The following is a 20,789-nucleotide window of genomic DNA, read 5'->3' as shown; positions in this document are numbered from 1 at the left end:
GCGCTTGCCCTGCCTACGTACTGATCTGCGGATACCCGTCGACGACGGCAACCTGCACGCCGCTGCCTGTCGACAGCGATGCGGTGCCGCGATCGAACGGATGCACGGGCGTGTCGGTCGGCGTCCACGCATGACGCGCGAGCAGTTCGCGATAGCCGCGGATCACGAAGCCGCCGCATTTGCGCGCATACGCGTCGCGCCGCATCCGGTAGGCGCGCGGCAGGTCGTACCACGGCAGCTTCGGCAGATCGTGATGGACGAGGTGGTAGTTGTTGTTCAGGTACAGCAGCCGCATCGCGAAGCCGGCCTCGTTGATTGCGATGCGCGCCTTCGGATGCGGCGCGGCGCGATGCTCGTACAGCGAGCGGATCATCGCGATCGAATGCGCGGGCCACGTGACCACGAGCAGGTAGTACCACCACGGCAAGCCGATTGCCGTTTGCAGCGCCGCGAGCAGCGCGACGACGCATGCGGCATGCGCCGCCCACATCGGCAGGTAGCGCAGCTCGCCGCGCCGGAATTCGACGAACGCCGCGGCGAACATCGCGGCGATGCTCGTCGGCGGCCCGACGACCAGCCGCCCGACGAAGGTCTTGCGCGCGGCCGACAGCGCGCGGCGCCAGCGCGGCAGTTGCGCCCAGCGGGCGCGCGACACGTAGTTCGTTTCGGGATCGACGCCCGGCACGGTCAAGTCTTCGTCGCGGTGGTGGTCGAGATGCGTGTCGCGATACAGCGTGTACGGATACCAGACCGTCAGCGGCGGATAGCCGAGCAGCTTGTTGATGCGCGCTGAACGCGTCGGGTGGCCGTGCAGCAGTTCGTGCTGCAGCGACAGATGCCACGCGCCGAGCAGGATCAGCGGCGGCGTCGCGGCCGCGAGCGACAGGCGTTCCGCGCGCACGAGCAGCAGCACCGCGAGCCAGCCGCCGTAGATCGCGACGATCAGCAGCCAGGTCGGCCATTCGGTGCGGGCGGTGAAGCGGGCGTCGAGCGTGGCGATCGCGCGCGCGTGGTCGACGTCGAAGTATTCGGCCATGGTGCTGATGCGAAGTGGAGCGGGCGGCGTCCCCCCTTCGAGGCGGGGACACACGCGGTTGAGCTGTCCGGCGTGGGCGGCGCCGGCGAACCGCGCCCATCGCCGATGGCGGTCGATCGGTTCGTCCGGGTCTGCCGCGACGACGAAACCGGCACTCGAACGTAACCGGATTGCGTTGCGGGGCCAACCAATCGATTCGCATTTGCTTATCGGTGCGGCTTGGATAAGCTTCCGGGCCGTCGTGGCGACCGTGCCGCGGGGCGGCCGGATGCGGGATCGCACGGGCTTCCACCGCGCACGGGCGGATGCGTAGAATGCGCGCATGAGCTCATGGATCGCCGGACTGCCGATGTACAACGTGACGCCGCGCCACGCCGCGCTGTGGCGGGCGCTGCTGCGCGACGCGCTCGATGCGTTCGCGCGCGCGGGCGGGCCGGCCGACTTCACGCTGCTCGACGAGCCGTTCGGCGACCTGCCCGCGTTGTGGCGGCGCCGCGACCTGCTGCTGTCGCAGACCTGCGGTTTTCCGTACCGGATGCTCGGCCTGCGCGACGACGTGCACCTGATCGCGACGCCGGCGTTCGACGCGCAAGGCTGCGACGGCGCGCGCTATCGCAGCATGCTGGTCGTGTCGGCGCGCGTGCATGCGGGCGGCGCGACGACGCTGGCCGCGTGTCGCGGGCTGCGCGCCGGCTACAACGGCGACGATTCGCACAGCGGCATGAATGCGCTTCGGCATGCGGTCGCGCCGCATGCGCACGACGGTCGGTTCTTCGGCTCGGTCACGCCGTTCGGCTCGCATCTGAACGTGCTGCGCGCGATCGGCGCCGGCGACGCCGACTGCGCGGCGATCGACTGCGTGACGTTCGCGTACGTGCGCGATGCGCTGCCGGCGCTGCTGGACGGGATTCGCGTGATCGACACGACGGCGCCCGCGCCGGGGCTGCCGTTGATCGCTTCGCGCGCGCTCGACGATGCGCAGGCGGCCGCGCTGCGCGACGCGCTCGACCGCGCGGTCGAGGCCGATGCGGCGCGCGCCCGGGCGCTGCGGCTGCGCGGCTTCGAACGGCTTGCGCCGGGCGACTACGACGCGATCGCGCAGTTCGCGCACGCAGCCGCCGCGCACGGCTATCCGGAACTGGCCTGAGCGTCGGGCGCCGCGGTGTGCCGTCTAAAACGGCAGCGCACCGGGCGGCGCGTTTCGCACGACCGCGAGCGTCGTGCCGATATGGTCTTCGAGCGCGAGCGCCGCGCGCGCGTCCGCGCGCCGCATCGCCGCTTCGAACAGGCACGTGTGCTCCGCATGCACGTCGCGTTTCGAATCGCCGAGGCCGATGCACACGCGCCGGTAGCGTTCGCTCTGCTGCGACAGCATGCGCAGGATCAGGTAGGTCCACGGCGTCGCGGCCGCGGAGATCAGCGCTTCGTGAAAGCGCCGGTTGCATGCTTCCCACGCGGTCCGGTGCGCGATCGACACCGGCTGCTCCCACGCCGACAGCATCTCGAAGCTTTGCCGCACGCGCTGCTCCCACGCGGCATCCCCGCAGCGCACCGATTCGCGCAGCGCGTCGACCTCGATATGGATGCGCAGCCGCGTGATCGCCTCCAGATCGGCGACCGACATCGGCGTCACGCGGAATCCGCGCTGCCCTTCGGCGACCACCAGCGCATCGCTGACGAGCCGCGTCAGCGCCTCGCGCAGCGTGCCCGCGCCGACGCCGTATACATTCTTCAGATGTTCGACGCGCAGTTTCGCGCCCGGCGGGTAGTGTCCTTCGACGATATGCTGCCGAAGCTGGTGGTACGCATGCTCGCTGAGCGTGCGCGCATGCGGTTCGCTCGCGTCGTCGTCGGCGGGGATGGTCGCGCTCGCGGTGCCGTCGGCCAGCGGATCGGCCGGCGCATGGTCGGGCAGGATGGTGTTCATGTCACGCGTCCTCCTGGTCCTGCTTGCGGTTCAGGCGATAGCTGAGCTGCGCGCGCGTCAGTCCGAGCAGGCGCGCGGCGGCCGACAGGTTGCCGTTCGCGCGGTCGACCGCTTCATGCAGCAGCGCCCGTTCGAGCCCGTCGAGGCCGCCGCCGCCCTGCAGCTGGTCGAGCAGGCTGCCGCAATCGATCGTCATCGCGGGCGCCGGGCGAATCTGCCCCGCGCGGTCGACCGTGGCGCCGCCCGGCAGCCCGACGCCGGGGAACAGGTCCTTCGCGTCGACCGCGAGATTGGGCCGCGACAGGATCACCGCGCGCTCGATCAGGTTCTCCAGTTCGCGCACGTTGCCGGGCCAGCGGTAGCCGCGCAGCGCGTCGTACGCATAGTCGGTCAGCGTCGGCGCGGGCTTGCCGTGCAGCGACGCGAAGCGCGCGAGCATCGCGTCGGCGAGCAGTGCGATGTCGTCCTGCCGGTCGCGCAGCGGCGGAATCGGCACCGGGTAGACGTTGATCCGGTAATAGAGATCGGCGCGGAAGCTGCCGTCGCGCACCGCCTGTTCGAGATCGCGGTTGGTCGCCGCGACGATGCGCACGTCGACCTTGCGGCTGTCGGTCGCGCCGAGCCGCTCGACCTCGCCTTCCTGCAGGACGCGCAGCAGCTTCGCCTGCACGTCGAGCGGCAGCTCGCCGATTTCGTCGAGGAACAGCGTGCCGCCGTCCGCGCGTTCGAAACGCCCGGCGCGCGCGGCCTGCGAGCCGGTAAACGCGCCTTTCTCCGCGCCGAACAGCTCGGATTCGATCAGCGCATGCGGAATCGCCGCGCAGTTGATCGCGACGAACGGCTTCGCGGCGCGCGGGCTGAGGCAGTGCAGCGCCCGCGCGAAGCGCTCCTTGCCGACGCCCGTTTCGCCCGTCAGCAGCACCGCGACCTTGGTCGGCGCGGCCGTCTCCAGCAGCGCATAGGCCGCGCGAAATGCATCGGAGCGGCCGACGAGCCGGGTCCGGTCGTCGTCTGGCGCGATCTCGAGGCGCAGCGATTCGACCTCGGTCTGCAGGTCGCGGATCGTGTTGATCAGCGAGTCGGCCTTGAACCACGACGAGATTTCGTCGGCATCCGGCCATTCCTCGGCCGGCTTGCCGACGATCGTGCAGTGCGGATCGTGCATGCCGACGCAGGTCGTTTCCTTGAACAGGATCTGGCGGCCGATGAACGCGCTCGTGTAGCCGGTCGCATAGCCGATCAGCATCCAGCACACCGGCTCGGGCTGCGGGCCGAAGGTGCGCAGGTGCACGTCGGCTTCCCACGAATGTTCCCACCGGTATTCGCAATGGAACGCGCCCGTCGCCGGATCGGCGTCGAAGCGCAGCGGCGTGACCTGCACCGCGCCTTCGAGCATGTGCAGCTGCGGGCCGACATGGAACATGTCGAACAGCGACGCGCCGCTGCGGATCTCGCGCGCGAGCGCCGCGTCGCGCTCGCCGGCCGCGAAGCCGACGCGCGTGAAGAAGCGCCGCGTCTGCGCCGGCCCGACGCTCTCCATCAGTTCCTGACGCAGCGTGGCCAGCGCGCCGGCGTGTAGCAGCACCATCCGCTGACCGGCGAGCCAGATGCGGCCGTCGCTCGCCGAGAAATGGATCAGCTTGCGCAGGTCGGCGTCCGGCGGCAAAGGGGGCAGGCTGGACCGCGTCATGTCGTCTCCGTCGAGATATCTCGTGATTTTTCGGAATCCTGCTGCCGGTCGCGCGACCCGGACGGCGATTTGATCATTTGAGCAAATGCGTGCGGCCGGGTTGCTCAAATGATGAAGAAGGCCGATGGATCAAGGGTTTGGTGCGGCGATCGGGAGCCGGTTGCCATTCTGGCTAACCGGCATTGTGCTTCGCGAATCCGAATTTTGTGTCAGGGCTTTCCCTGAATTATCGAGATTTTTTGCGGTGGCCGATGAACGTGGCACGGATGCTGCATTGAAGTGCGGCATGGAGGCGACACCGATCATGGATCAAACGACAACCGATCACTCCCCGTTCGACCCGGGTTGCAAGTACGTCCGGGTAACGGGCAACAACCCCCGCGGCTTCGTCGAATTCGAGCTTTCGATCGGCGGCGCACCGGAGCTGTTCGTCGAGCTGACGTTGCCTCCTGCCGCGTTCGACGCGTTCTGCCGGGAGCAGCGCGTGACGCGGCTGGACGACGAAGCGAACCCATGACCTTGAGGAGCATGAAGTGACCATCGAGCTGAAGACAGTCGACATCAAGCCGCTGCGGCACACCTTCGCGCACGTGGCGCGGCAGATCGGCGGCGACAAGACGGCGACACGCTACCAGGAAGGGATGATGGGCGCGCAGCCCGAGGTGAACTTCCACTACCGCCCGACCTGGGATCCCGATCACGAGATCTTCGACGCGTCGCGCACCGCGATCCGGATGGCGAACTGGTATGCGCTGAAGGACCCGCGCCAGTTCTACTACGCATCGTGGGCGACCGCCCGCGCGCGCCAGCAGGACACGATGGAATCGAACTTCGAGTTCGTCGAGTCGCGCCGGATGATCGACTTGATGCCCGACGACGTCGCCGCGCACGCGCTCGACATCCTGGTGCCGCTGCGCCACGCGGCATGGGGCGCGAACATGAACAACGCGCAGATCTGCGCGCTGGGCTACGGCACCGCACTGACCGGCGCCGCGATGTTCCATGCGATGGACAACCTCGGCGTTGCGCAGTATTTGACGCGTCTTGCGCTGTCGATGGCCGGGCCCGACGCGCTCGACGCGGCGAAAGCCGCGTGGCAGACGGATCCCGCGTGGCAGCCGCTGCGCCGCTATGTCGAGGATACGTTCGTCGTCGGCGATCCGATCGAACTGTTCGTCGCGCAGAACCTCGCGCTCGACGGCCTGCTGTATCCGCTCGTCTACGACCGTTTCGTCGACGAACGGATCGCGCTCGCCGGCGGCTCGGCGGTCGCGATGCTGACCGCGTTCATGCCGGAATGGCACACGGAGTCGAACCGCTGGGTCGATGCGGTCGTCAAGACGATGGCCGCCGAATCCGACGACAACCGCGCATTGCTCGCGCGCTGGACGCGCGACTGGGCTGCGCGGGCGACCGACGCGCTGGCGCCGGTGGCGGCACGCGCGCTGCACGATGCCGGCGGCGCGGCGCTCGACGAAGCGGGCGAGCAGTTCCGCACCCGCATCGACAAGCTCGGCCTCGCGCTCTGACCCGACGACCATCCTTCAACAGGGGAAACACGCATGTCCAACGTATTCATCGCCTTTCAGGCCAATGAGGAATCCAGACCGATCATCGAGGCGATCGTCGCGGACAACCCGAACGCGGTGGTCGTCGAATCGCCCGGCATGGTGAAGATCGATTCGCCGAACCGGCTGACGATCCGCCGCGACACGATCGAGGAACTGACCGGCGCGCGCTTCGACCTGCAGCAGATCCAGGTGAACCTGATCACGCTGTCGGGCCACATCGACGAGGACGACGACCAGTTCACGCTGAGCTGGTCGCACTGAACGCCGCGCATCGCGCACCGACAATACCGGAGACACGAATGAACACGCCAACGCTCAAGAAAAAGCTCGGCTTGAAGGACCGCTACGCGGCGATGACGCGCGGCCTCGGCTGGGAGACGACCTACCAGCCGATGGACAAGGTCTTCCCGTACGACCGCTACGAGGGCATCAAGATTCACGACTGGGACAAGTGGGTCGACCCGTTCCGCCTGACGATGGACGCGTACTGGAAATACCAGGGCGAGAAGGAAAAGAAGCTGTACGCGGTGATCGACGCGTTCACGCAGAACAACGCGTTCCTCGGCGTGACCGATGCGCGCTACATCAACGCGCTGAAGCTGTTCGTCCAGGGCGTCACGCCGCTCGAGTATCTCGCGCACCGCGGCTTCGCGCACGTCGGCCGGCACTTCACCGGCGAAGGCGCGCGCATTGCGTGCCAGATGCAGTCGATCGACGAGTTGCGGCACTACCAGACCGAAACGCACGCGATGTCGACGTACAACAAGTTCTTCAATGGCTTCCATCACTCGAACCACTGGTTCGATCGCGTGTGGTACCTGTCGGTGCCGAAGTCGTTCTTCGAGGATGCGTACTCGGCCGGCCCGTTCGAGTTCCTGACCGCGGTCAGCTTCTCGTTCGAATACGTGCTGACCAACCTGCTGTTCGTGCCGTTCATGTCGGGCGCTGCGTACAACGGCGACATGTCGACCGTGACGTTCGGCTTCTCCGCGCAGTCCGACGAGTCGCGCCACATGACGCTCGGCATCGAATGCATCAAGTTCATGCTCGAACAGGATCCGGACAACGTGCCGATCGTGCAGCGCTGGATCGACAAGTGGTTCTGGCGCGGCTACCGGCTGCTGACGCTGGTCGCGATGATGATGGACTACATGCAGCCCAAGCGCGTGATGAGCTGGCGCGAATCGTGGGAGATGTACGCGGAGCAGAACGGCGGCGCGCTGTTCAAGGATCTCGCGCGCTACGGCATTCGCGAGCCGAAGGGCTGGCAGGACGCGTGCGAAGGCAAGGACCACATCAGCCACCAGGCATGGTCGACGTTCTACGGGTTCAACGCGGCGTCCGCCTTCCATACGTGGGTGCCGACCGACGAAGAGATGACCTGGCTGTCCGCGAAGTATCCGGACTCGTTCGACCGCTACTACCGGCCGCGCTTCGACTACTGGGGCGAGCAGGCGAAGGCAGGCAACCGCTTCTACATCAAGACGCTGCCGATGCTGTGCCAGACCTGCCAGATCCCGATGCTGTTCACCGAGCCCGGCAACCCGACGAAGATCGGCGCGCGCGAGTCGGACTATCTCGGCAACAAGTTCCATTTCTGCAGCGACCACTGCAAGGAAATCTTCGACCACGAGCCGCAGAAATACGTGCAGGCGTGGCTGCCCGTGCACCAGATCCACCAGGGCAACTGCTTCCCGCCCGATACGGACCCGAGCGCCGAAGGCTTCGATCCGCTCGCCGCGGTGCTCGACTACTACGAGGTGGGGATGGGCCGCGACAACCTCGACTTCGACGGCTCGGAAGACCAGCAGAACTTCGCCGCATGGCGTGGCCAGGCCACGCGCAACTGATCGATACGCAACCTCGAACGAGACCGGCGCACGCGCGGACGCGCGAGCGCCGGCCGACAGGAGACAAGCATGGCCGTCATCGCACTCAAACCCTACGACTTCCCGATCAAGGACGCGGTCGGGAATTTCCCCGCGCCGCTGCTGTACGTGTGCTGGGAAGACCACCTGATGTTCCCGGCGCCGTTCTGCCTGCCGCTGCCGCCGGACATGCCGTTCGGCGCGCTCGCGCGCGACGTGCTGCCGCCCGCCTACGGCTATCACCCGGACTTCGCGAAGATCGACTGGGATCGCGTCGAGTGGTTCCGGTCCGGCAAGCCGTGGACGCCGGACGCGTCGAAGAGCCTGGCCGACAACGGCCTCGGGCACAAGGACCTGATCAGCTTCCGCACGCCGGGTCTCGACGGCCTCGGCGGCGCGAGCTTCTGAGCGCCGCACGGACGGGCGAACCATCATGAGCCACCAACTTACCATCGAGCCGCTGGGCGTGACGATCGAGGTCGACGAAGGGCAGACGATGCTCGACGCGGCGCTGCGCCAGGGCATCTACATTCCGCACGCGTGCTGTCACGGGCTGTGCGGCACCTGCAAGGTCGCGGTGCTGGACGGCGAGACCGATCTCGGCGACGCGAATCCGTTCGCGCTGATGGACTTCGAGCGCGAGGAAGGCAAGGCGCTCGCGTGCTGCGCGACCTTGCAGGCCGATACCGTGATCGAGGCCGACGTCGATGAGGATCCGGACGCGGAGATCATCCCGGTCAAGGATTTCGCGGCCGACGTCACGCGCATCGAGCAGCTGACGCCGACCATCAAGTCGATCCGGCTGAAGCTGTCGCAGCCGATCCGTTTCCAGGCGGGCCAGTACGTGCAGCTCGAGATTCCCGGTCTCGGGCAGAGCCGCGCGTTCTCGATCGCGAACGCGCCCGCCGACGTCGCGGCTACCGGCGAGATCGAGCTGAACGTGCGGCAGGTGCCGGGCGGCCTCGGCACCGGCTACCTGCACGAGCGGCTCGCGACCGGCGACCGCGTGCGTCTGTCGGGCCCGTACGGCCGTTTCTTCGTGCGCCGCTCGGCCGCGCTGCCGATGATCTTCATGGCGGGCGGCTCGGGCCTGTCGAGCCCGCGCTCGATGATCGCGGACCTGCTCGCGAGCGGCGTCACCGCGCCGATCACGCTGGTCTACGGGCAGCGCAACGCGAAGGAGCTTTATTACCACGACGAATTCCGCGCGCTTGCCGAACGCTATCCGAACTTCACGTACGTGCCGGCGCTGTCGGAAGGCGCGGCCGATGCCGGCGACGGCATCGCGCAGGGCTTCGTGCATGACGTCGCGAAGGCGCACTTCGGCGGCGACTTCTCGGGGCACCAGGCGTACCTGTGCGGGCCGCCCGCAATGATCGACGCGTGCATCACCGCGCTGATGCAGGGTCGCCTGTTCGAGCGCGACATCTATCACGAGAAGTTCATCTCGGCGGCCGATGCGCAGCAGACGCGCAGCCCGCTGTTCCGTCGGGTGTGACATGGACACGAGCCGCCTGTGCGGGACGGTGACGATCGCGCAGACCGACGAGCGCTATGCGTGCGCAAGCGGCGAGTCGCTGCTGGCCGGGATGGCGAAGCTCGGCCGGCGCGGCATTCCGGTCGGCTGTCTGAACGGCGGCTGCGGCGTGTGCAAGGTGCGCGTGCTGCGCGGCGCGGTGCGCAAACTCGGGCCGATCAGCCGCGCGCATGTGAGCGCCGACGAGGAGCACGACGGCTATGCGCTTGCATGCCGCGTGGCACCGGACGGCGACGTCGAACTGGAGGTGGCCGGCCGCCTGAAGAAGCCGTTCTTCTGCGGCACGGCCTGCGCCGGCGCGCCGGTTTTCAAAAAGTAATCTGGAGGAGACTCACCATGGGTGTGATGCGTATTGGTCATGTCAATCTGAAGGTGATGGACATGGAGGCGGCGCTGCGGCACTACGTACGCGTGCTCGGCATGCAGGAGACGATGCGCGACGCGGCCGGCAACGTCTACCTGAAATGCTGGGACGAGTGGGACAAGTATTCGCTGATCCTGTCGCCGTCCGACCACGCGGGGCTCCGGCATGCCGCGTACAAGGTCGAGCACGACGCGGACCTCGACGCGCTGCAGCAGCGCATCGACGCGTACGGGATCGCGACCGAGATGCTGCCGGAAGGCGCGCTGCCGGGCGTGGGCCGCCAGCTGCGGTTCCTGCTGCCGAGCGGGCACGAGCTGCGCCTGTTCGCGAAGAAGGAGCTGGTCGGCACCGCGGTCGGCTCGCTGAATCCCGATCCCTGGCCCGACGACATTCCCGGCTCGGCCGTGCACTGGCTCGACCACTGCCTGCTGATGTGCGAGCTCGATCCCGACGCGGGCGTGAACCGCGTCGAGGAGAACACGCGCTTCATGGCCGAATGCCTCGACTTCCACCTCGCCGAGCAGGTGATGGTCGGCCCGGGCAACACGATCCAGGCCGCGACCTGGATGTTCCGCAGCACGACGCCGCACGACATCGCGTTCGTCGGCGGCCCGCGCAACGGTCTGCATCACATCGCGTTCTTCCTCGACGACTGGGCCGACGTGCTGAAGTCGGCCGACGTGATGGCGAAGAACAAGGTGAAGATCGACGTCGCGCCGACGCGCCACGGGATCACGCGCGGCACCACGATCTACTTCTTCGATCCGAGCGGCAACCGCAACGAGACCTTCGCGGGGCTCGGCTATCTCGCGCAGCCCGACCGTCCGGTCACGACGTGGACCGAGGAGCAACTCGGGCGCGGCATCTTCTTCCACTCCGGCGAGCTGAACGAAGCGTTCACGACCGTCTACACCTGATCACCGGCACAGGAGCGCAGCGTCATGGCTCGCAATGATTCGACCCACAGCGTCGCCACGCGTGCGATCGACTGGCCCGCCGCGTCGCATGCCGCACAGGCAGCGGCGCAGGCTGCCGAGCGCCTCGGCGTGCACGTGAACGTCGCCGTCGTCGACGCGGGCGGCCTGCTCGCCGCCTTCGTCAGGATGCCCGGCGCGCCGCTGCATTCGATCGATATCGCGATCGACAAGGCGTACACGGCCGCGAGCTTCGGCTTGCCGACCGGTGCGTGGCACGACGCGCTGGCCGCGCATTCGGAGGCCGTGCGGCAGGGGCTCGTGCTGCGCGCGCGTTTCGTCGCGTTCGGCGGCGGGCTGCCGATCGTCGAGGACGGCGTGCTGATCGGCGGTATCGGCGTGTCGGGCGGCAGCGAGGCGCAGGACGAAAGCTGCGCGCACGCGGGCCTCGACGCGGCGGGCCTCGGCGGCGCGTGACGGACGACGGGGCGCCGCACGCATTTTTCTCGGGAACGAACCCGATCACGGATTCACGATTATCGGCAGACACATCATGTACGACACGGAATCGATCGCCGCGACACGCGGCCCCGCCGGCGGGCAGCCGGAACCGCGGCTCGTCCGCAATTTCATCGACGGCGACTATCGCGCGGGCGAACGCTGGTTCGACAAGCGCTCGCCGCTCGACAACACGCTGATCGCGCGCGTCGCCGAGGCGAGCCGCGCCGACGTCGATGCGGCCGTGCAGGCGGCGCGCTCGGCGCTCTCGGGCCCGTGGGGCAGCCTGAGCGTCGCGCAGCGCGTCGAGATGCTGTACGCGGTCGCCGACGGCATCACCCGCCGCTTCGACGATTTCCTCGACGCCGAGGTGGCCGACACCGGCAAGCCGGTGAGCCTCGCCAGCCATATCGACATCCCGCGTGGCGCGGCGAACTTCAAGGTGTTCGCCGATGTCGTGAAGAACGTGCCCGGCGAAACCTTCGAAATGGCGACGCCGGACGGCGCGGGCGCGCTCAACTATGCGATCCGCCGGCCGGTCGGCGTGGTCGGCGTGATCTGTCCGTGGAACCTGCCGCTGCTGCTGATGACGTGGAAAGTCGGGCCGGCGCTCGCGTGCGGCAACACGGTCGTCGTGAAGCCGTCCGAGGAGACGCCGCAGACGGCCGCGCTGCTCGGCGAGGTGATGAACGCGGCGGGCGTGCCGCGTGGCGTCTACAACGTCGTGCACGGCTTCGGGCCCGCGTCGGCCGGCGAATTCCTGACGACCCATCCGGGCGTGAACGCGATCACGTTCACCGGCGAGACGCGCACCGGCGCCGCGATCATGAAGGCGGCGGCCGACGGCGCACGGCCGGTCAGCCTCGAGATGGGCGGCAAGAACGCGGCGATCGTGTTTGCGGACTGCGATTTCGACGCGGCCGTCGAAGGCACGCTGCGCTCGTGCTTCGCGAACGCGGGGCAGGTCTGTCTCGGCACCGAGCGCGTCTATGTCGAGCGCCCGCTGTTCGAGCGTTTCGTCGCCGCGCTGAAGGCCGGCGCCGAAAGCCTGCGGCCGGGCCGGCCGGAAGCGGACACGACCGGCATCGGGCCGCTGATCAGCCACGAGCATCGCGACAAGGTGCTGTCGTACTACCGCAAGGCGGTCGCGCTCGGCGCGACCGTCGTGACGGGCGGCGGCGTGCCCGACATGCCGGCCGACCTGCGCGACGGCGCGTGGGTGCAGCCGACGATCTGGACGGGCCTCGGCGACGATTCGCCGATCGCGCGCGACGAGATCTTCGGACCGTGCGCGCTCGTGATGCCGTTCGACACCGAAGCCGAGGTGATCGGCCGCGCGAATGCGAATGCATACGGGCTGTCCACCGCGATCTGGACCGCGAACCTGTCGCGCGCGCATCGCGTTGCCGCGTCGATCGAGGTCGGCATCGCGTGGGTCAATTCCTGGTTCCTGCGCGACCTGCGCACCGCGTTCGGCGGCGCGAAGCAATCGGGCATCGGCCGCGAAGGCGGCGTGCATTCGCTGGAGTTCTATACGGAACTGCGCAACGTCTGCATCAAGCTCTGATCCCTTTCCTCCTGACCGGAAGATTCATATGGACTCCACGTTGATCACCACGCTGGGCGACCGGCTGTACGACGCGATGACGTCGCGTACGCCCGTCGCGCCGCTGACGTCGCAGCACGAAGACCTGTCGGTCGACGACGCCTACCGGATCCAGCAGCGCTTCGTGCAGCGCCGCACGGAAGCGGGCGAGACCGTCATCGGCAAGAAGATCGGCGTCACGTCGAAGGCCGTGATGGACATGCTCGGCGTGTACCAGCCCGATTTCGGCTACTTGCTGTCGGGGATGGTGTACGGCGAAGGCGAATGCATTGCGCTCGACACGCTGATCCAGCCGAAGGCGGAAGGCGAGATCGCGTTCGTGCTGAAGCGCGACCTGCTCGGCCCCGGCGTGACGAACGCGATGGTGCTGGCCGCGACCGAATGCGTGATGCCGTGCTTCGAGATCGTCGATTCGCGGATCCGCGACTGGAAGATCCGGATCGGCGACACCGTCGCGGACAACGCGTCGTGCGGCGTGTTCGTGCTCGGCGACAAGGCGGTGAGCACGCGCAGCGTCGACCTCGCGACCTGCGGGATGGTGCTCGAGAAGAACGGCGACGTGATCGGCACGGGCGCGGGCGCGGCGGCGCTCGGCTCGCCGGTGAACGCCGTCGCGTGGCTCGCCAACACGCTCGGCCGCCACGGCATCGCGCTGCGGGCCGGCGAAGTGATCCTGTCGGGTGCGCTCGCCGCGATGGCGCCGGTCGGCCCCGGCGACAACTTCCGCGTGTCGATCGGCGGGATCGGCGCGTGCTCGGTGCGGTTCGCGTGAGCGGCGCCGTTCTCATTCACTGGCAAACAAGGACTTCCCCATGACCCGGAAAATCCGTTGCGCGCTGATCGGCCCCGGCAATATCGGCACCGACCTGCTCGCCAAACTGATGCGCAGCCCCGTGCTCGAACCCGTGTGGATGGTCGGCATCGATCCCGATTCCGACGGCCTGAAGCGCGCCCGCGAGCTTGGCCTGAAAACCACCGCGGACGGCGTCGACGGCCTGCTGCCGCACGTGCGGGCCGACGGCGTGCAGATCGCGTTCGACGCGACGAGCGCGTACGTGCATGCCGAGAACAGCCGCAAGCTGAATGCGCTCGGCGTGCTGATGATCGACCTGACGCCGGCCGCGATCGGCCCGTACTGCGTGCCGCCCGTGAACCTGAAGGACCACATCGGCTCCGGCGAGATGAACGTGAACATGGTCACCTGCGGCGGCCAGGCCACGATTCCGATGGTGCGCGCGATCTCGCGCGTGCAGCCGGTCGCGTACGGCGAGATCGTCGCGACCGTGTCGTCGAGGTCGGTCGGCCCCGGCACGCGCCGCAACATCGACGAATTCACGCGCACCACGGCGGCGGCCGTCGCGCAGGTCGGCGGCGCGAAGCAGGGCAAGGCGATCATCGTGATCAACCCGGCCGAGCCGCCGCTGATCATGCGCGACACCGTGCACTGCCTGACCGAGGACGCGCCCGACGAGACGCGCATCGTCGAATCGGTGCACGCGATGATCGCCGACGTACAGCGCTACGTGCCCGGCTACCGGCTCGTCAACGGCCCGGTGTTCGATGGCCGGCGCGTGTCGGTGTATCTCGAGGTCGAAGGCCTCGGCGACTACCTGCCGAAATACGCGGGCAACCTCGACATCATGACGGCCGCCGCCGCGCGCACCGCCGAGATGTTCGCCGACGAGCTGCTGGCCGGCCGCCTCGTGCTCGCGCCGGCCGCGCCGGCCACCGCGTGACGCGCGCCGCGGCGCGCCCGCGAATTTCGAACCCACGGACGAACAAGGAACGGCAATGAATCTCAAAGGCAGGCGAATCACCGTCCACGACATGACGCTGCGTGACGGCATGCACCCGAAGCGTCACCAGATGACGCTCGACCAGATGCGCTCGATCGCGGCCGGGCTCGACGCGGCCGGCGTGCCGCTGATCGAGGTCACGCACGGCGACGGGCTCGGCGGCGCATCGGTCAACTACGGCTTTCCCGCACACACCGACGCCGACTATCTCGGCGCGGTGATCCCGCTGCTCGAGCGCGCGAAGGTGTCGGCGCTGCTGCTGCCCGGCATCGGCACCGTCGATCACCTGAAGGAGGCGCATGCACTCGGCGTGCACACGATCCGCGTCGCGACGCACTGCACCGAGGCCGACGTGTCGGAGCAGCACATCGCGATGGCGCGCCAGCTCGACATGGATACCGTCGGCTTCCTGATGATGAGCCACATGAACAGCCCTGAAGGGCTCGTGAAGCAGGCGAAGCTGATGGAGTCGTACGGCGCGAACTGCGTCTACATCACCGACTCGGCCGGCTACATGCTGCCCGACGACGTGAAGGCGCGCCTCGCCGCGGTGCGCGACGCGCTGCGGCCCGAGACCGAGCTCGGCTTTCACGGCCACCACAACCTCGCGATGGGTGTCGCGAACTCGATCGCCGCGATCGAGGCCGGCGCGAACCGGATCGACGGCGCGGCGGCCGGGCTCGGCGCGGGCGCGGGCAATACGCCGCTCGAGGTGTTCGTCGCGGTCTGCGAGCGGATGGGCATCGAGACCGGCGTCGACGTGTGGAAGATCCAGGATGTCGCCGAGGACCTCGTCGTGCCGATGATGGACTTCCCGATCCGCATCGATCGCGACGCGCTGACGCTCGGCTATGCGGGCGTATACGGCTCGTTCCTGCTGTTCGCGAAGCGCGCGGGCGACAAGTACGGGATCCCCGCGCGCGACATCCTCGTCGAGCTGGGCCGGCGCGGGATGGTCGGCGGCCAGGAGGACATGATCGAGGACACCGCGCTGACGCTCGCGAAGGCGCGCGCGGCGCACGCAAAGCAGGAGGCCGCATGAACCTGTCGACCGAGATCGTCGAAGCGCTCGCCGCGCATCTCGACGACTGCATGCGCGACGCGCGCGACACGACCAAGATCACCGACCGTCATCCGGAGATGGACTGGGACGACGCATATGCGGTGCAGGATGCGATCCGCCGGCGGCAGCTCGCGCGCGGCGCGCGGATCGTCGGCTACAAGGCCGGGCTGACCTCGCACGCGAAGATGCGCCAGATGGGCGTCGACACGCCGGTGTTCGGCTTCCTGACCGACGTCTACGACCTGCCCGAAGGCGGCGAGTGCGACACGTCGGCCCTGATCCATCCGAAGGTGGAGCCCGAGATCGCATTCGTCACGAAGGCCGAGCTGAAGGGGCCGGGCTGTCATATCGGTGCGGTGCTGGCCGCGACCGACTTCGTCGTCGCCGGCATCGAGGTGATCGACAGCCGCTACCGAGACTTCAAGTTCGACCTGAAGAGCGTGGTGGCCGACAACACGTCGGCCGCGCGCTTCGTCGCGGGCGGGCGCCCGCTTGCGGTGGACGGCGTCGACCTGCGCACGCTCGGCATCGTGCTCGAGAAGAACGGCCTGCCCGTCGCGTTCGGCGCCGGCGCGGCGGTGCTCGGGCATCCGGCCGCCGCGATCGCGATGCTCGCGAACCATCTCGGCGCGCGCGGCGAGTCGATTCCGGCCGGCAGCCTGATCCTGTCGGGCGGCATTACCGAGGCGGTGGCGGTCGAGGCCGGCGACAGCGTGACGCTGCGCGTGCAGGACATCGGCTCGATCGGCCTGCGCTTCATCTGAACGACACACGACGAAACGGGAGGCCATCGTGCCGATTGCTCATCTGTACATCCTCGAGGGCCGCGACGACGACAGGAAGGAACGCCTGATCGCCGAGGTCACCGAGGCCATTCATCGCTCGCTCGATGCACCGGCCGAATCGGTGCGCGTGATCATCACCGAGATGCCGAAAGGGCATTTCGGGATCGGCGGGCAGAGCGCGAAGCGGCGCGGGCGCTGATGCGCGCCGCGCGACAAACGACTGGGGAGCGTCATGTCAATCAACCCTGAAATCGGCCGCCGGATCGTCGCCGGCGGCATCGACACGAACTATCACGACGTCGGCGACGGGCCGCCCGTGCTGCTGATCCACGGCTCGGGGCCGGGCGTGACGGCCTATGCGAACTGGCGGCTGACGATGCCGGCGCTCGCGCGGCAGTTTCGCGTGATCGCGCCGGACATGGCGGGATTCGGCGAGACCGAACGTCCGGCCGGCTACCGGTATTCGATGGACAACTGGGTCGACCACGCGCTCGGCCTGCTCGACGCGCTCGGCGTCGAGCGCGCGCACGTGATCGGCAATTCGTTCGGCGGCGCGCTGGCGCTCGCGCTCGCGATTCGCGCGCCGGCGCGCGTCGGCCGACTGGTGCTGATGGGCGCGGCCGGCACGCGCTTTACGCTGACCGAAGGGCTCGACGCGGTGTGGGGCTATACGCCGTCGATCGCGAACATGCGCGCGCTGCTCGACGTGTTCGCGTTCGACCGCACGCTGGTGAACGACGAGCTTGCGAAGCTGCGCTACGAGGCGAGCGTGCGGCCCGGCTACCAGGAGGCGTTCGCGAACATGTTTCCGGCGCCGCGCCAGCGCTGGGTCGATGCACTCGCGAGCGACGAGGCGCAGCTGCGCGCGCTGACGCACGACACGCTGATCGTGCACGGACGCGAGGACCGCGTGATTCCGCTCGCGAGTTCGCAGAAGCTGCTCGAACTGCTGCCGAACGCGCAGCTGCATGTGTTCGGCCGGTGCGGGCACTGGACGCAGATCGAACACGCAGCGCGCTTCAACCGGCTCGTCATCGATCATTTCAACGAGTAGCGCATCGGCAGTACGCGTTGCCGCCATGCGTCGGACTCGACGATGCGCGGCGGCAACGCAGCAGGTTTGGTCTGAATCGACATAAGAAATCCACTCAGTACAACGAATATTGGAGACATCGATGAAACGAAAGGCTGCATTCGGAGCGGTCTCGCTCGTCGCGTGCGCGGGCATCGCGTTGAGCACCGGCGCATCGGCGACGGAGGGCGGCGGCGATACGATCGGCGAGGGCGCGGAGGCGTTTTTCGCGGGCGCGCTGCCGCCGGCCGGGCTGTACGGGCTGCTGTACTACACGCACTACCATGCGTCGCGCTTCAACGACTCGCACGGCAACGGCTCGGTGCCGGGGTTCAAGCTCGACGCGGACGTACTGATTCCGCGCGTGGTCTGGATGTCGAACCTGTCGGTGCTCGGCGGGCGCTACGGCGCGTATGCGGTGCTGCCGATGGAGCATCTGGCGCTGGATGCGGGCGGCGCATCGTTCGACCGCACCAACCTCGGCGACCTGATCGTCAGCCCCGCGCTGATCGCGTGGGGCTCGGGCGCGCTGCGCACGGTGGCCGCGATCGAATTCGTGTTTCCGACCGGCCAGTACGACATGCATGCGGCGCTGAACACCGGCAAGAACTACTACACCGCGCGGCCGGTATTCGGCGTGTCGTGGCTGCCGAACGACAAGGTCGAGGTGTCCGCGAAGATCACCTACAGCTTCAACTCGCCGAACAACGACACGCACTACCACTCGGGGAACCTGTTCCATGTCGACTATTCGGCGAGCTATGCGGTGACGCCGAAGGCGCGCGTCGGGCTGTCGGGCTATTTCGTCAAGCAGACGACGGACGACATGCAGAACGGGCAGCCGGTCGGCGGCGACGGCTTTCGCGGGCAGACGTTCGCGATCGGGCCGGGGTTTCGCTACCAGTTCAGCAAGATCAGCGTGGAAGCGCGCGTCGTGAAGGAGTTCTTCGTGCGCAACCGGCCGGCGGGCGAGGCGGTGTGGGCGAAGGCCGTCATCCCGTTCTGACGGTGTCGGGTGGTTGACGCGGCATGCGTGACGCCGCCGTTGCGGCGGGCGTCACGTTGCGCGTTGTCGCGTCGTTGCGTCAGCGCGCGAGTGCGGCGAGACGCGGGAACAGCCGCAGCGCGTTCGTGCGGTCGATCGCGGCGTGCCGGTCGGCGTCCGGCGCGGGATACGCGTCCAGCGCAGCGGTGAACGACGTGCCGACGGACGCCGGCGCATACGGGAAATCGCTGCCGTACAGCACGCGATCGGGCTGGGCGAACGCGGCGAGGCTGGGCAGCGCGGACGGCGCCGACAGCGCGGTATCGAAGTAGAACCGGCGCAGCAGGTCGAGCAGCCCGTCGCGGTCCGGCACGTCGTCGCGCACGCCCGGCGCGAGTTCGGCGAAACGGTACGCGGCGTACGGCAGGAAGCCGCCGGCATGCGACAGGATGATGCGCACGTTCGGGTAGCGCGCGACCACGCCGTTGAGCACCAGTTGCAGCGCCGTGCGGGTCGTGTCGAACGGATAGTCGAGCAGCGGGCCGGGCATGCCGGGCAGCACGTCGATCGCGGGCTTCGCCGGGTGGATGAACACGACCGCGCGGCGGCGGTCGAGCGCGGCCCACACGGGTTCGAACGCCGGATCGCCGAGATACGTGCCGCCGTAGTTGCTGAGCAGCACGACGCCGTCGGCGTTCAGCGCGTCGAACGCGTGGTCGATCTCGGCCAGCGTGCCGTCGACGTCGGGCAGCGGCAGCATCGCGAAATTGCCGAAGCGGGTCGGCCATTGCACGACGAGGCCGGCCGCGTATTCGTTGATGCGGCGGGCCATGTCGCGCTTGGCGCTGCCGCCCCAGCCCTGCACGCCGGGCGCCGTCAGCGACAGCACGCCGGTCTGGATCTCCAGCGAATCCATGAAGGCCAGCGCGCTTTCCGGGCGCCAGGCCGGGCTGCGCCAGCCGGACGGATCGCCGCCGTGCGCCGGCAGTGCGTCGGCCCAGAACGGCGGCACGACATGCTGGTGAACATCGATGCGGTGACGGTCGGTCATGATTCGGCTCCTGTGAAAAACGGGCTGCGTTGCAGCGCTCGATCGACAGCATGCGCGCGGTTGATTTTTCGATCCAATAGATTAAATTTCAGGATTGATTGTTTTACGTGATCAATCGGGCGTATGGATCTTCGACACTTGCGCTACTTCCTCGCGGTTGCCGAGGAAGGGCATTTCGGCCGTGCGGCGGAGCGGCTGCATATCGTGCAGCCCGCGCTCAGCGTGCAGATCCGCGCGCTCGAAGACGAGCTGGGCACGGCGCTGTTCGTGCGCAGCACGCGCAAGGTGATGCTGACGGATGCCGGCCGGCTGCTGGTGATCGAGGCGCGGCGCACGCTCGAGCAGGCCGAGCGCGCGAAGACGCTGATCCAGCGTGCCGCGCGCGGCGAGACGGGCTTGGTGCGGATCGGCTTCGTCGGCAACGCGGTCGCGACGGGACGGCTGTCCGACGACCTGATCGCGTTTCATGCGGCCTGGCCGGGCGTGGCGCTCGAACTGCACGAAATGGCGCCTGCCGCGCAGCAGGACGCGATCCTCGCGGGCCGGCTCGACATCGGCTATTGCCCGGCGTTCGGCACGGCCTTCGATGCGAAGCTGTCGGTGCGAACGGTCGGCAGCTGGTCGTGGCAGGTGGTGATGAGCGACCGGCATCCGCTCGCGAAGCGGCGCACGGTGCCGATTGCAGCGCTGATGGACGAGCCGTTCATCCTCTATGCGGCCGACGGCGACGACGAAGGGCAGCTGGCGGTCCTGCGGCAGGTGCTCGGCCGCGCGCCGCGCGTCGCGCACAAGGTGAGCAGCACGCTGTCGGTGCTGGCGCTGACGGGCGCGGGCCTCGGCGTGGCGCTCGCGCCGGCGCCGCTGAGCCGGATCGCGGCGCCGAACGTCGTCTATCGGAAACTCGGGAAGGGCGGGCCGCGATCGGAGCTCGTCGCGCTGAGCCGGATCGGCGGGGAGTGGGGGGCGGTGGCGCGGTATCTGGCGATGCTGGGCGAGCGCGCCGCGTAAGCGCCGCAGCGGGCGCTC

At 68.3% G+C, this 20,789-nt stretch carries 22 protein-coding genes and 1 pseudogene; 19 read left to right on the top strand and 4 right to left on the bottom strand.

The genetic code is table 11. The features are described from left to right. Nucleotides 1-13 precede the first annotated feature (13 nt). Nucleotides 14-1,036, bottom strand: a complete 1,023-nt coding sequence (locus BST28156_RS13500) for a fatty acid desaturase (RefSeq protein ID WP_174902423.1) — start codon at nucleotides 1,034-1,036, stop codon at nucleotides 14-16. Nucleotides 1,037-1,358: 322 nt separating this feature from the next. On the opposite strand from BST28156_RS13500, the gene BST28156_RS13495 reads away from it, so the two are divergent. Then, nucleotides 1,359-2,183: a phosphate/phosphite/phosphonate ABC transporter substrate-binding protein gene (locus BST28156_RS13495; RefSeq protein ID WP_174902422.1), complete on the top strand. Its 825-nt coding sequence runs from the start codon at nucleotides 1,359-1,361 to the stop codon at nucleotides 2,181-2,183. 24 nt (nucleotides 2,184-2,207) lie between these two features. On the opposite strand, the gene BST28156_RS13490 is transcribed toward BST28156_RS13495, so the two are convergent. Together BST28156_RS13490 and BST28156_RS13485 are read right to left on the bottom strand one after the other, a co-directional pair. Beyond that, a complete protein-coding gene (locus BST28156_RS13490) occupies nucleotides 2,208-2,963 on the bottom strand; it encodes a GntR family transcriptional regulator (protein WP_174902421.1) in 756 nt (251 codons plus the stop codon). A gap of 1 nt (nucleotide 2,964) precedes the next feature. Then, on the bottom strand, nucleotides 2,965-4,653 hold the full coding sequence (locus tag BST28156_RS13485) for a sigma-54-dependent Fis family transcriptional regulator (protein WP_060246462.1): 1,689 nt from the start codon (nucleotides 4,651-4,653) through the stop codon (nucleotides 2,965-2,967). Between the two features lie 124 nt (nucleotides 4,654-4,777). Here BST28156_RS13485 and BST28156_RS34745 point away from each other — a divergent pair, with 124 nt between their 5' ends. The 17 genes and pseudogenes from BST28156_RS34745 to BST28156_RS13400 all read left to right on the top strand — a co-directional run bounded on the left by BST28156_RS34745 (nucleotide 4,778) and on the right by BST28156_RS13400 (nucleotide 18,733). After that, nucleotides 4,778-5,170 carry a phenol hydroxylase subunit gene (locus BST28156_RS34745; RefSeq protein ID WP_230960599.1) on the top strand — a complete coding sequence of 131 codons (393 nt, stop codon included), beginning with the start codon at nucleotides 4,778-4,780 and terminating at the stop codon, nucleotides 5,168-5,170. A gap of 16 nt (nucleotides 5,171-5,186) precedes the next feature. Further along, nucleotides 5,187-6,182: a ferritin family protein gene (locus tag BST28156_RS13475; RefSeq protein WP_060246464.1), complete on the top strand. Its 996-nt coding sequence runs from the start codon at nucleotides 5,187-5,189 to the stop codon at nucleotides 6,180-6,182. Nucleotides 6,183-6,215: 33 nt separating this feature from the next. Beyond that, nucleotides 6,216-6,485, top strand: a complete 270-nt coding sequence (locus BST28156_RS13470) for an MmoB/DmpM family protein (protein WP_174902420.1) — start codon at nucleotides 6,216-6,218, stop codon at nucleotides 6,483-6,485. Nucleotides 6,486-6,523: 38 nt separating this feature from the next. Beyond that, nucleotides 6,524-8,074 carry an aromatic/alkene/methane monooxygenase hydroxylase/oxygenase subunit alpha gene (locus BST28156_RS13465; RefSeq protein ID WP_174902419.1) on the top strand — a complete coding sequence of 517 codons (1,551 nt, stop codon included), beginning with the start codon at nucleotides 6,524-6,526 and terminating at the stop codon, nucleotides 8,072-8,074. Between the two features lie 69 nt (nucleotides 8,075-8,143). Further along, nucleotides 8,144-8,500, top strand: a complete 357-nt coding sequence (locus BST28156_RS13460; RefSeq protein ID WP_060246466.1) for a phenol hydroxylase subunit P4 — start codon at nucleotides 8,144-8,146, stop codon at nucleotides 8,498-8,500. Between the two features lie 25 nt (nucleotides 8,501-8,525). Continuing rightward, the gene (locus BST28156_RS13455; RefSeq protein ID WP_060246467.1) at nucleotides 8,526-9,590 is read left to right on the top strand and encodes an NADH:ubiquinone reductase (Na(+)-transporting) subunit F; all 1,065 of its coding nucleotides are present in this window, start codon (nucleotides 8,526-8,528) and stop codon (nucleotides 9,588-9,590) included. Between the two features lies 1 nt (nucleotide 9,591). Next, nucleotides 9,592-9,948: a 2Fe-2S iron-sulfur cluster-binding protein gene (locus BST28156_RS13450; protein WP_060246468.1), complete on the top strand. Its 357-nt coding sequence runs from the start codon at nucleotides 9,592-9,594 to the stop codon at nucleotides 9,946-9,948. A 17-nt stretch (nucleotides 9,949-9,965) separates the two neighbouring features. Continuing rightward, nucleotides 9,966-10,910: a catechol 2,3-dioxygenase gene (locus BST28156_RS13445; protein ID WP_060246469.1), complete on the top strand. Its 945-nt coding sequence runs from the start codon at nucleotides 9,966-9,968 to the stop codon at nucleotides 10,908-10,910. A gap of 24 nt (nucleotides 10,911-10,934) precedes the next feature. Then, complete coding sequence (locus tag BST28156_RS13440) at nucleotides 10,935-11,384, top strand: GlcG/HbpS family heme-binding protein (protein ID WP_174902418.1); 450 nt, start codon at nucleotides 10,935-10,937, stop codon at nucleotides 11,382-11,384. A gap of 76 nt (nucleotides 11,385-11,460) precedes the next feature. After that, on the top strand, nucleotides 11,461-12,972 hold the full coding sequence (locus BST28156_RS13435) for a 2-hydroxymuconic semialdehyde dehydrogenase (RefSeq protein ID WP_174902417.1): 1,512 nt from the start codon (nucleotides 11,461-11,463) through the stop codon (nucleotides 12,970-12,972). Nucleotides 12,973-13,000: 28 nt separating this feature from the next. Then, on the top strand, nucleotides 13,001-13,783 hold the full coding sequence (gene dmpE / locus BST28156_RS13430; protein WP_006413996.1) for a 2-oxopent-4-enoate hydratase: 783 nt from the start codon (nucleotides 13,001-13,003) through the stop codon (nucleotides 13,781-13,783). Nucleotides 13,784-13,823: 40 nt separating this feature from the next. After that, a complete protein-coding gene (locus BST28156_RS13425; protein ID WP_174902416.1) occupies nucleotides 13,824-14,747 on the top strand; it encodes an acetaldehyde dehydrogenase (acetylating) in 924 nt (307 codons plus the stop codon). Nucleotides 14,748-14,802: 55 nt separating this feature from the next. Further along, on the top strand, nucleotides 14,803-15,849 hold the full coding sequence (dmpG, locus tag BST28156_RS13420; RefSeq protein WP_174902415.1) for a 4-hydroxy-2-oxovalerate aldolase: 1,047 nt from the start codon (nucleotides 14,803-14,805) through the stop codon (nucleotides 15,847-15,849). Further along, entirely contained in the window at nucleotides 15,846-16,634 is a 789-nt protein-coding gene (dmpH, locus tag BST28156_RS13415) for a 2-oxo-3-hexenedioate decarboxylase (protein ID WP_060246474.1), read from the top strand. Before dmpG ends, dmpH begins: the two co-directional genes overlap by 4 nt. 22 nt (nucleotides 16,635-16,656) lie before the next feature. Continuing rightward, a pseudogene (thmT, locus tag BST28156_RS13410) lies at nucleotides 16,657-16,854 on the top strand (2-hydroxymuconate tautomerase); the annotation flags it as partial. A gap of 33 nt (nucleotides 16,855-16,887) precedes the next feature. Next, the gene (locus BST28156_RS13405) at nucleotides 16,888-17,709 is read left to right on the top strand and encodes an alpha/beta fold hydrolase (RefSeq protein WP_174902414.1); all 822 of its coding nucleotides are present in this window, start codon (nucleotides 16,888-16,890) and stop codon (nucleotides 17,707-17,709) included. 121 nt (nucleotides 17,710-17,830) lie between these two features. After that, nucleotides 17,831-18,733: a SphA family protein gene (locus BST28156_RS13400; RefSeq protein ID WP_174902413.1), complete on the top strand. Its 903-nt coding sequence runs from the start codon at nucleotides 17,831-17,833 to the stop codon at nucleotides 18,731-18,733. Nucleotides 18,734-18,812: 79 nt separating this feature from the next. Here the strand turns inward: BST28156_RS13400 and hndA are convergent, their stop codons facing one another. Further along, nucleotides 18,813-19,763, bottom strand: a complete 951-nt coding sequence (gene hndA, locus BST28156_RS13395) for a 2-hydroxy-1-naphthoic acid nonoxidative decarboxylase (protein ID WP_174902412.1) — start codon at nucleotides 19,761-19,763, stop codon at nucleotides 18,813-18,815. Between the two features lie 123 nt (nucleotides 19,764-19,886). Here hndA and BST28156_RS13390 point away from each other — a divergent pair, with 123 nt between their 5' ends. Next, entirely contained in the window at nucleotides 19,887-20,771 is an 885-nt protein-coding gene (locus tag BST28156_RS13390) for a LysR substrate-binding domain-containing protein (RefSeq protein ID WP_060246479.1), read from the top strand. Nucleotides 20,772-20,789 lie beyond the last annotated feature (18 nt).

Source organism: Burkholderia pseudomultivorans, assembly GCF_902499075.1.
Lineage (GTDB): Bacteria > Pseudomonadota > Gammaproteobacteria > Burkholderiales > Burkholderiaceae > Burkholderia > Burkholderia pseudomultivorans.
The sequence above is the reverse complement of the archived record's forward strand: the minus strand, read 5'-3'. Positions and strand labels throughout refer to the sequence as shown.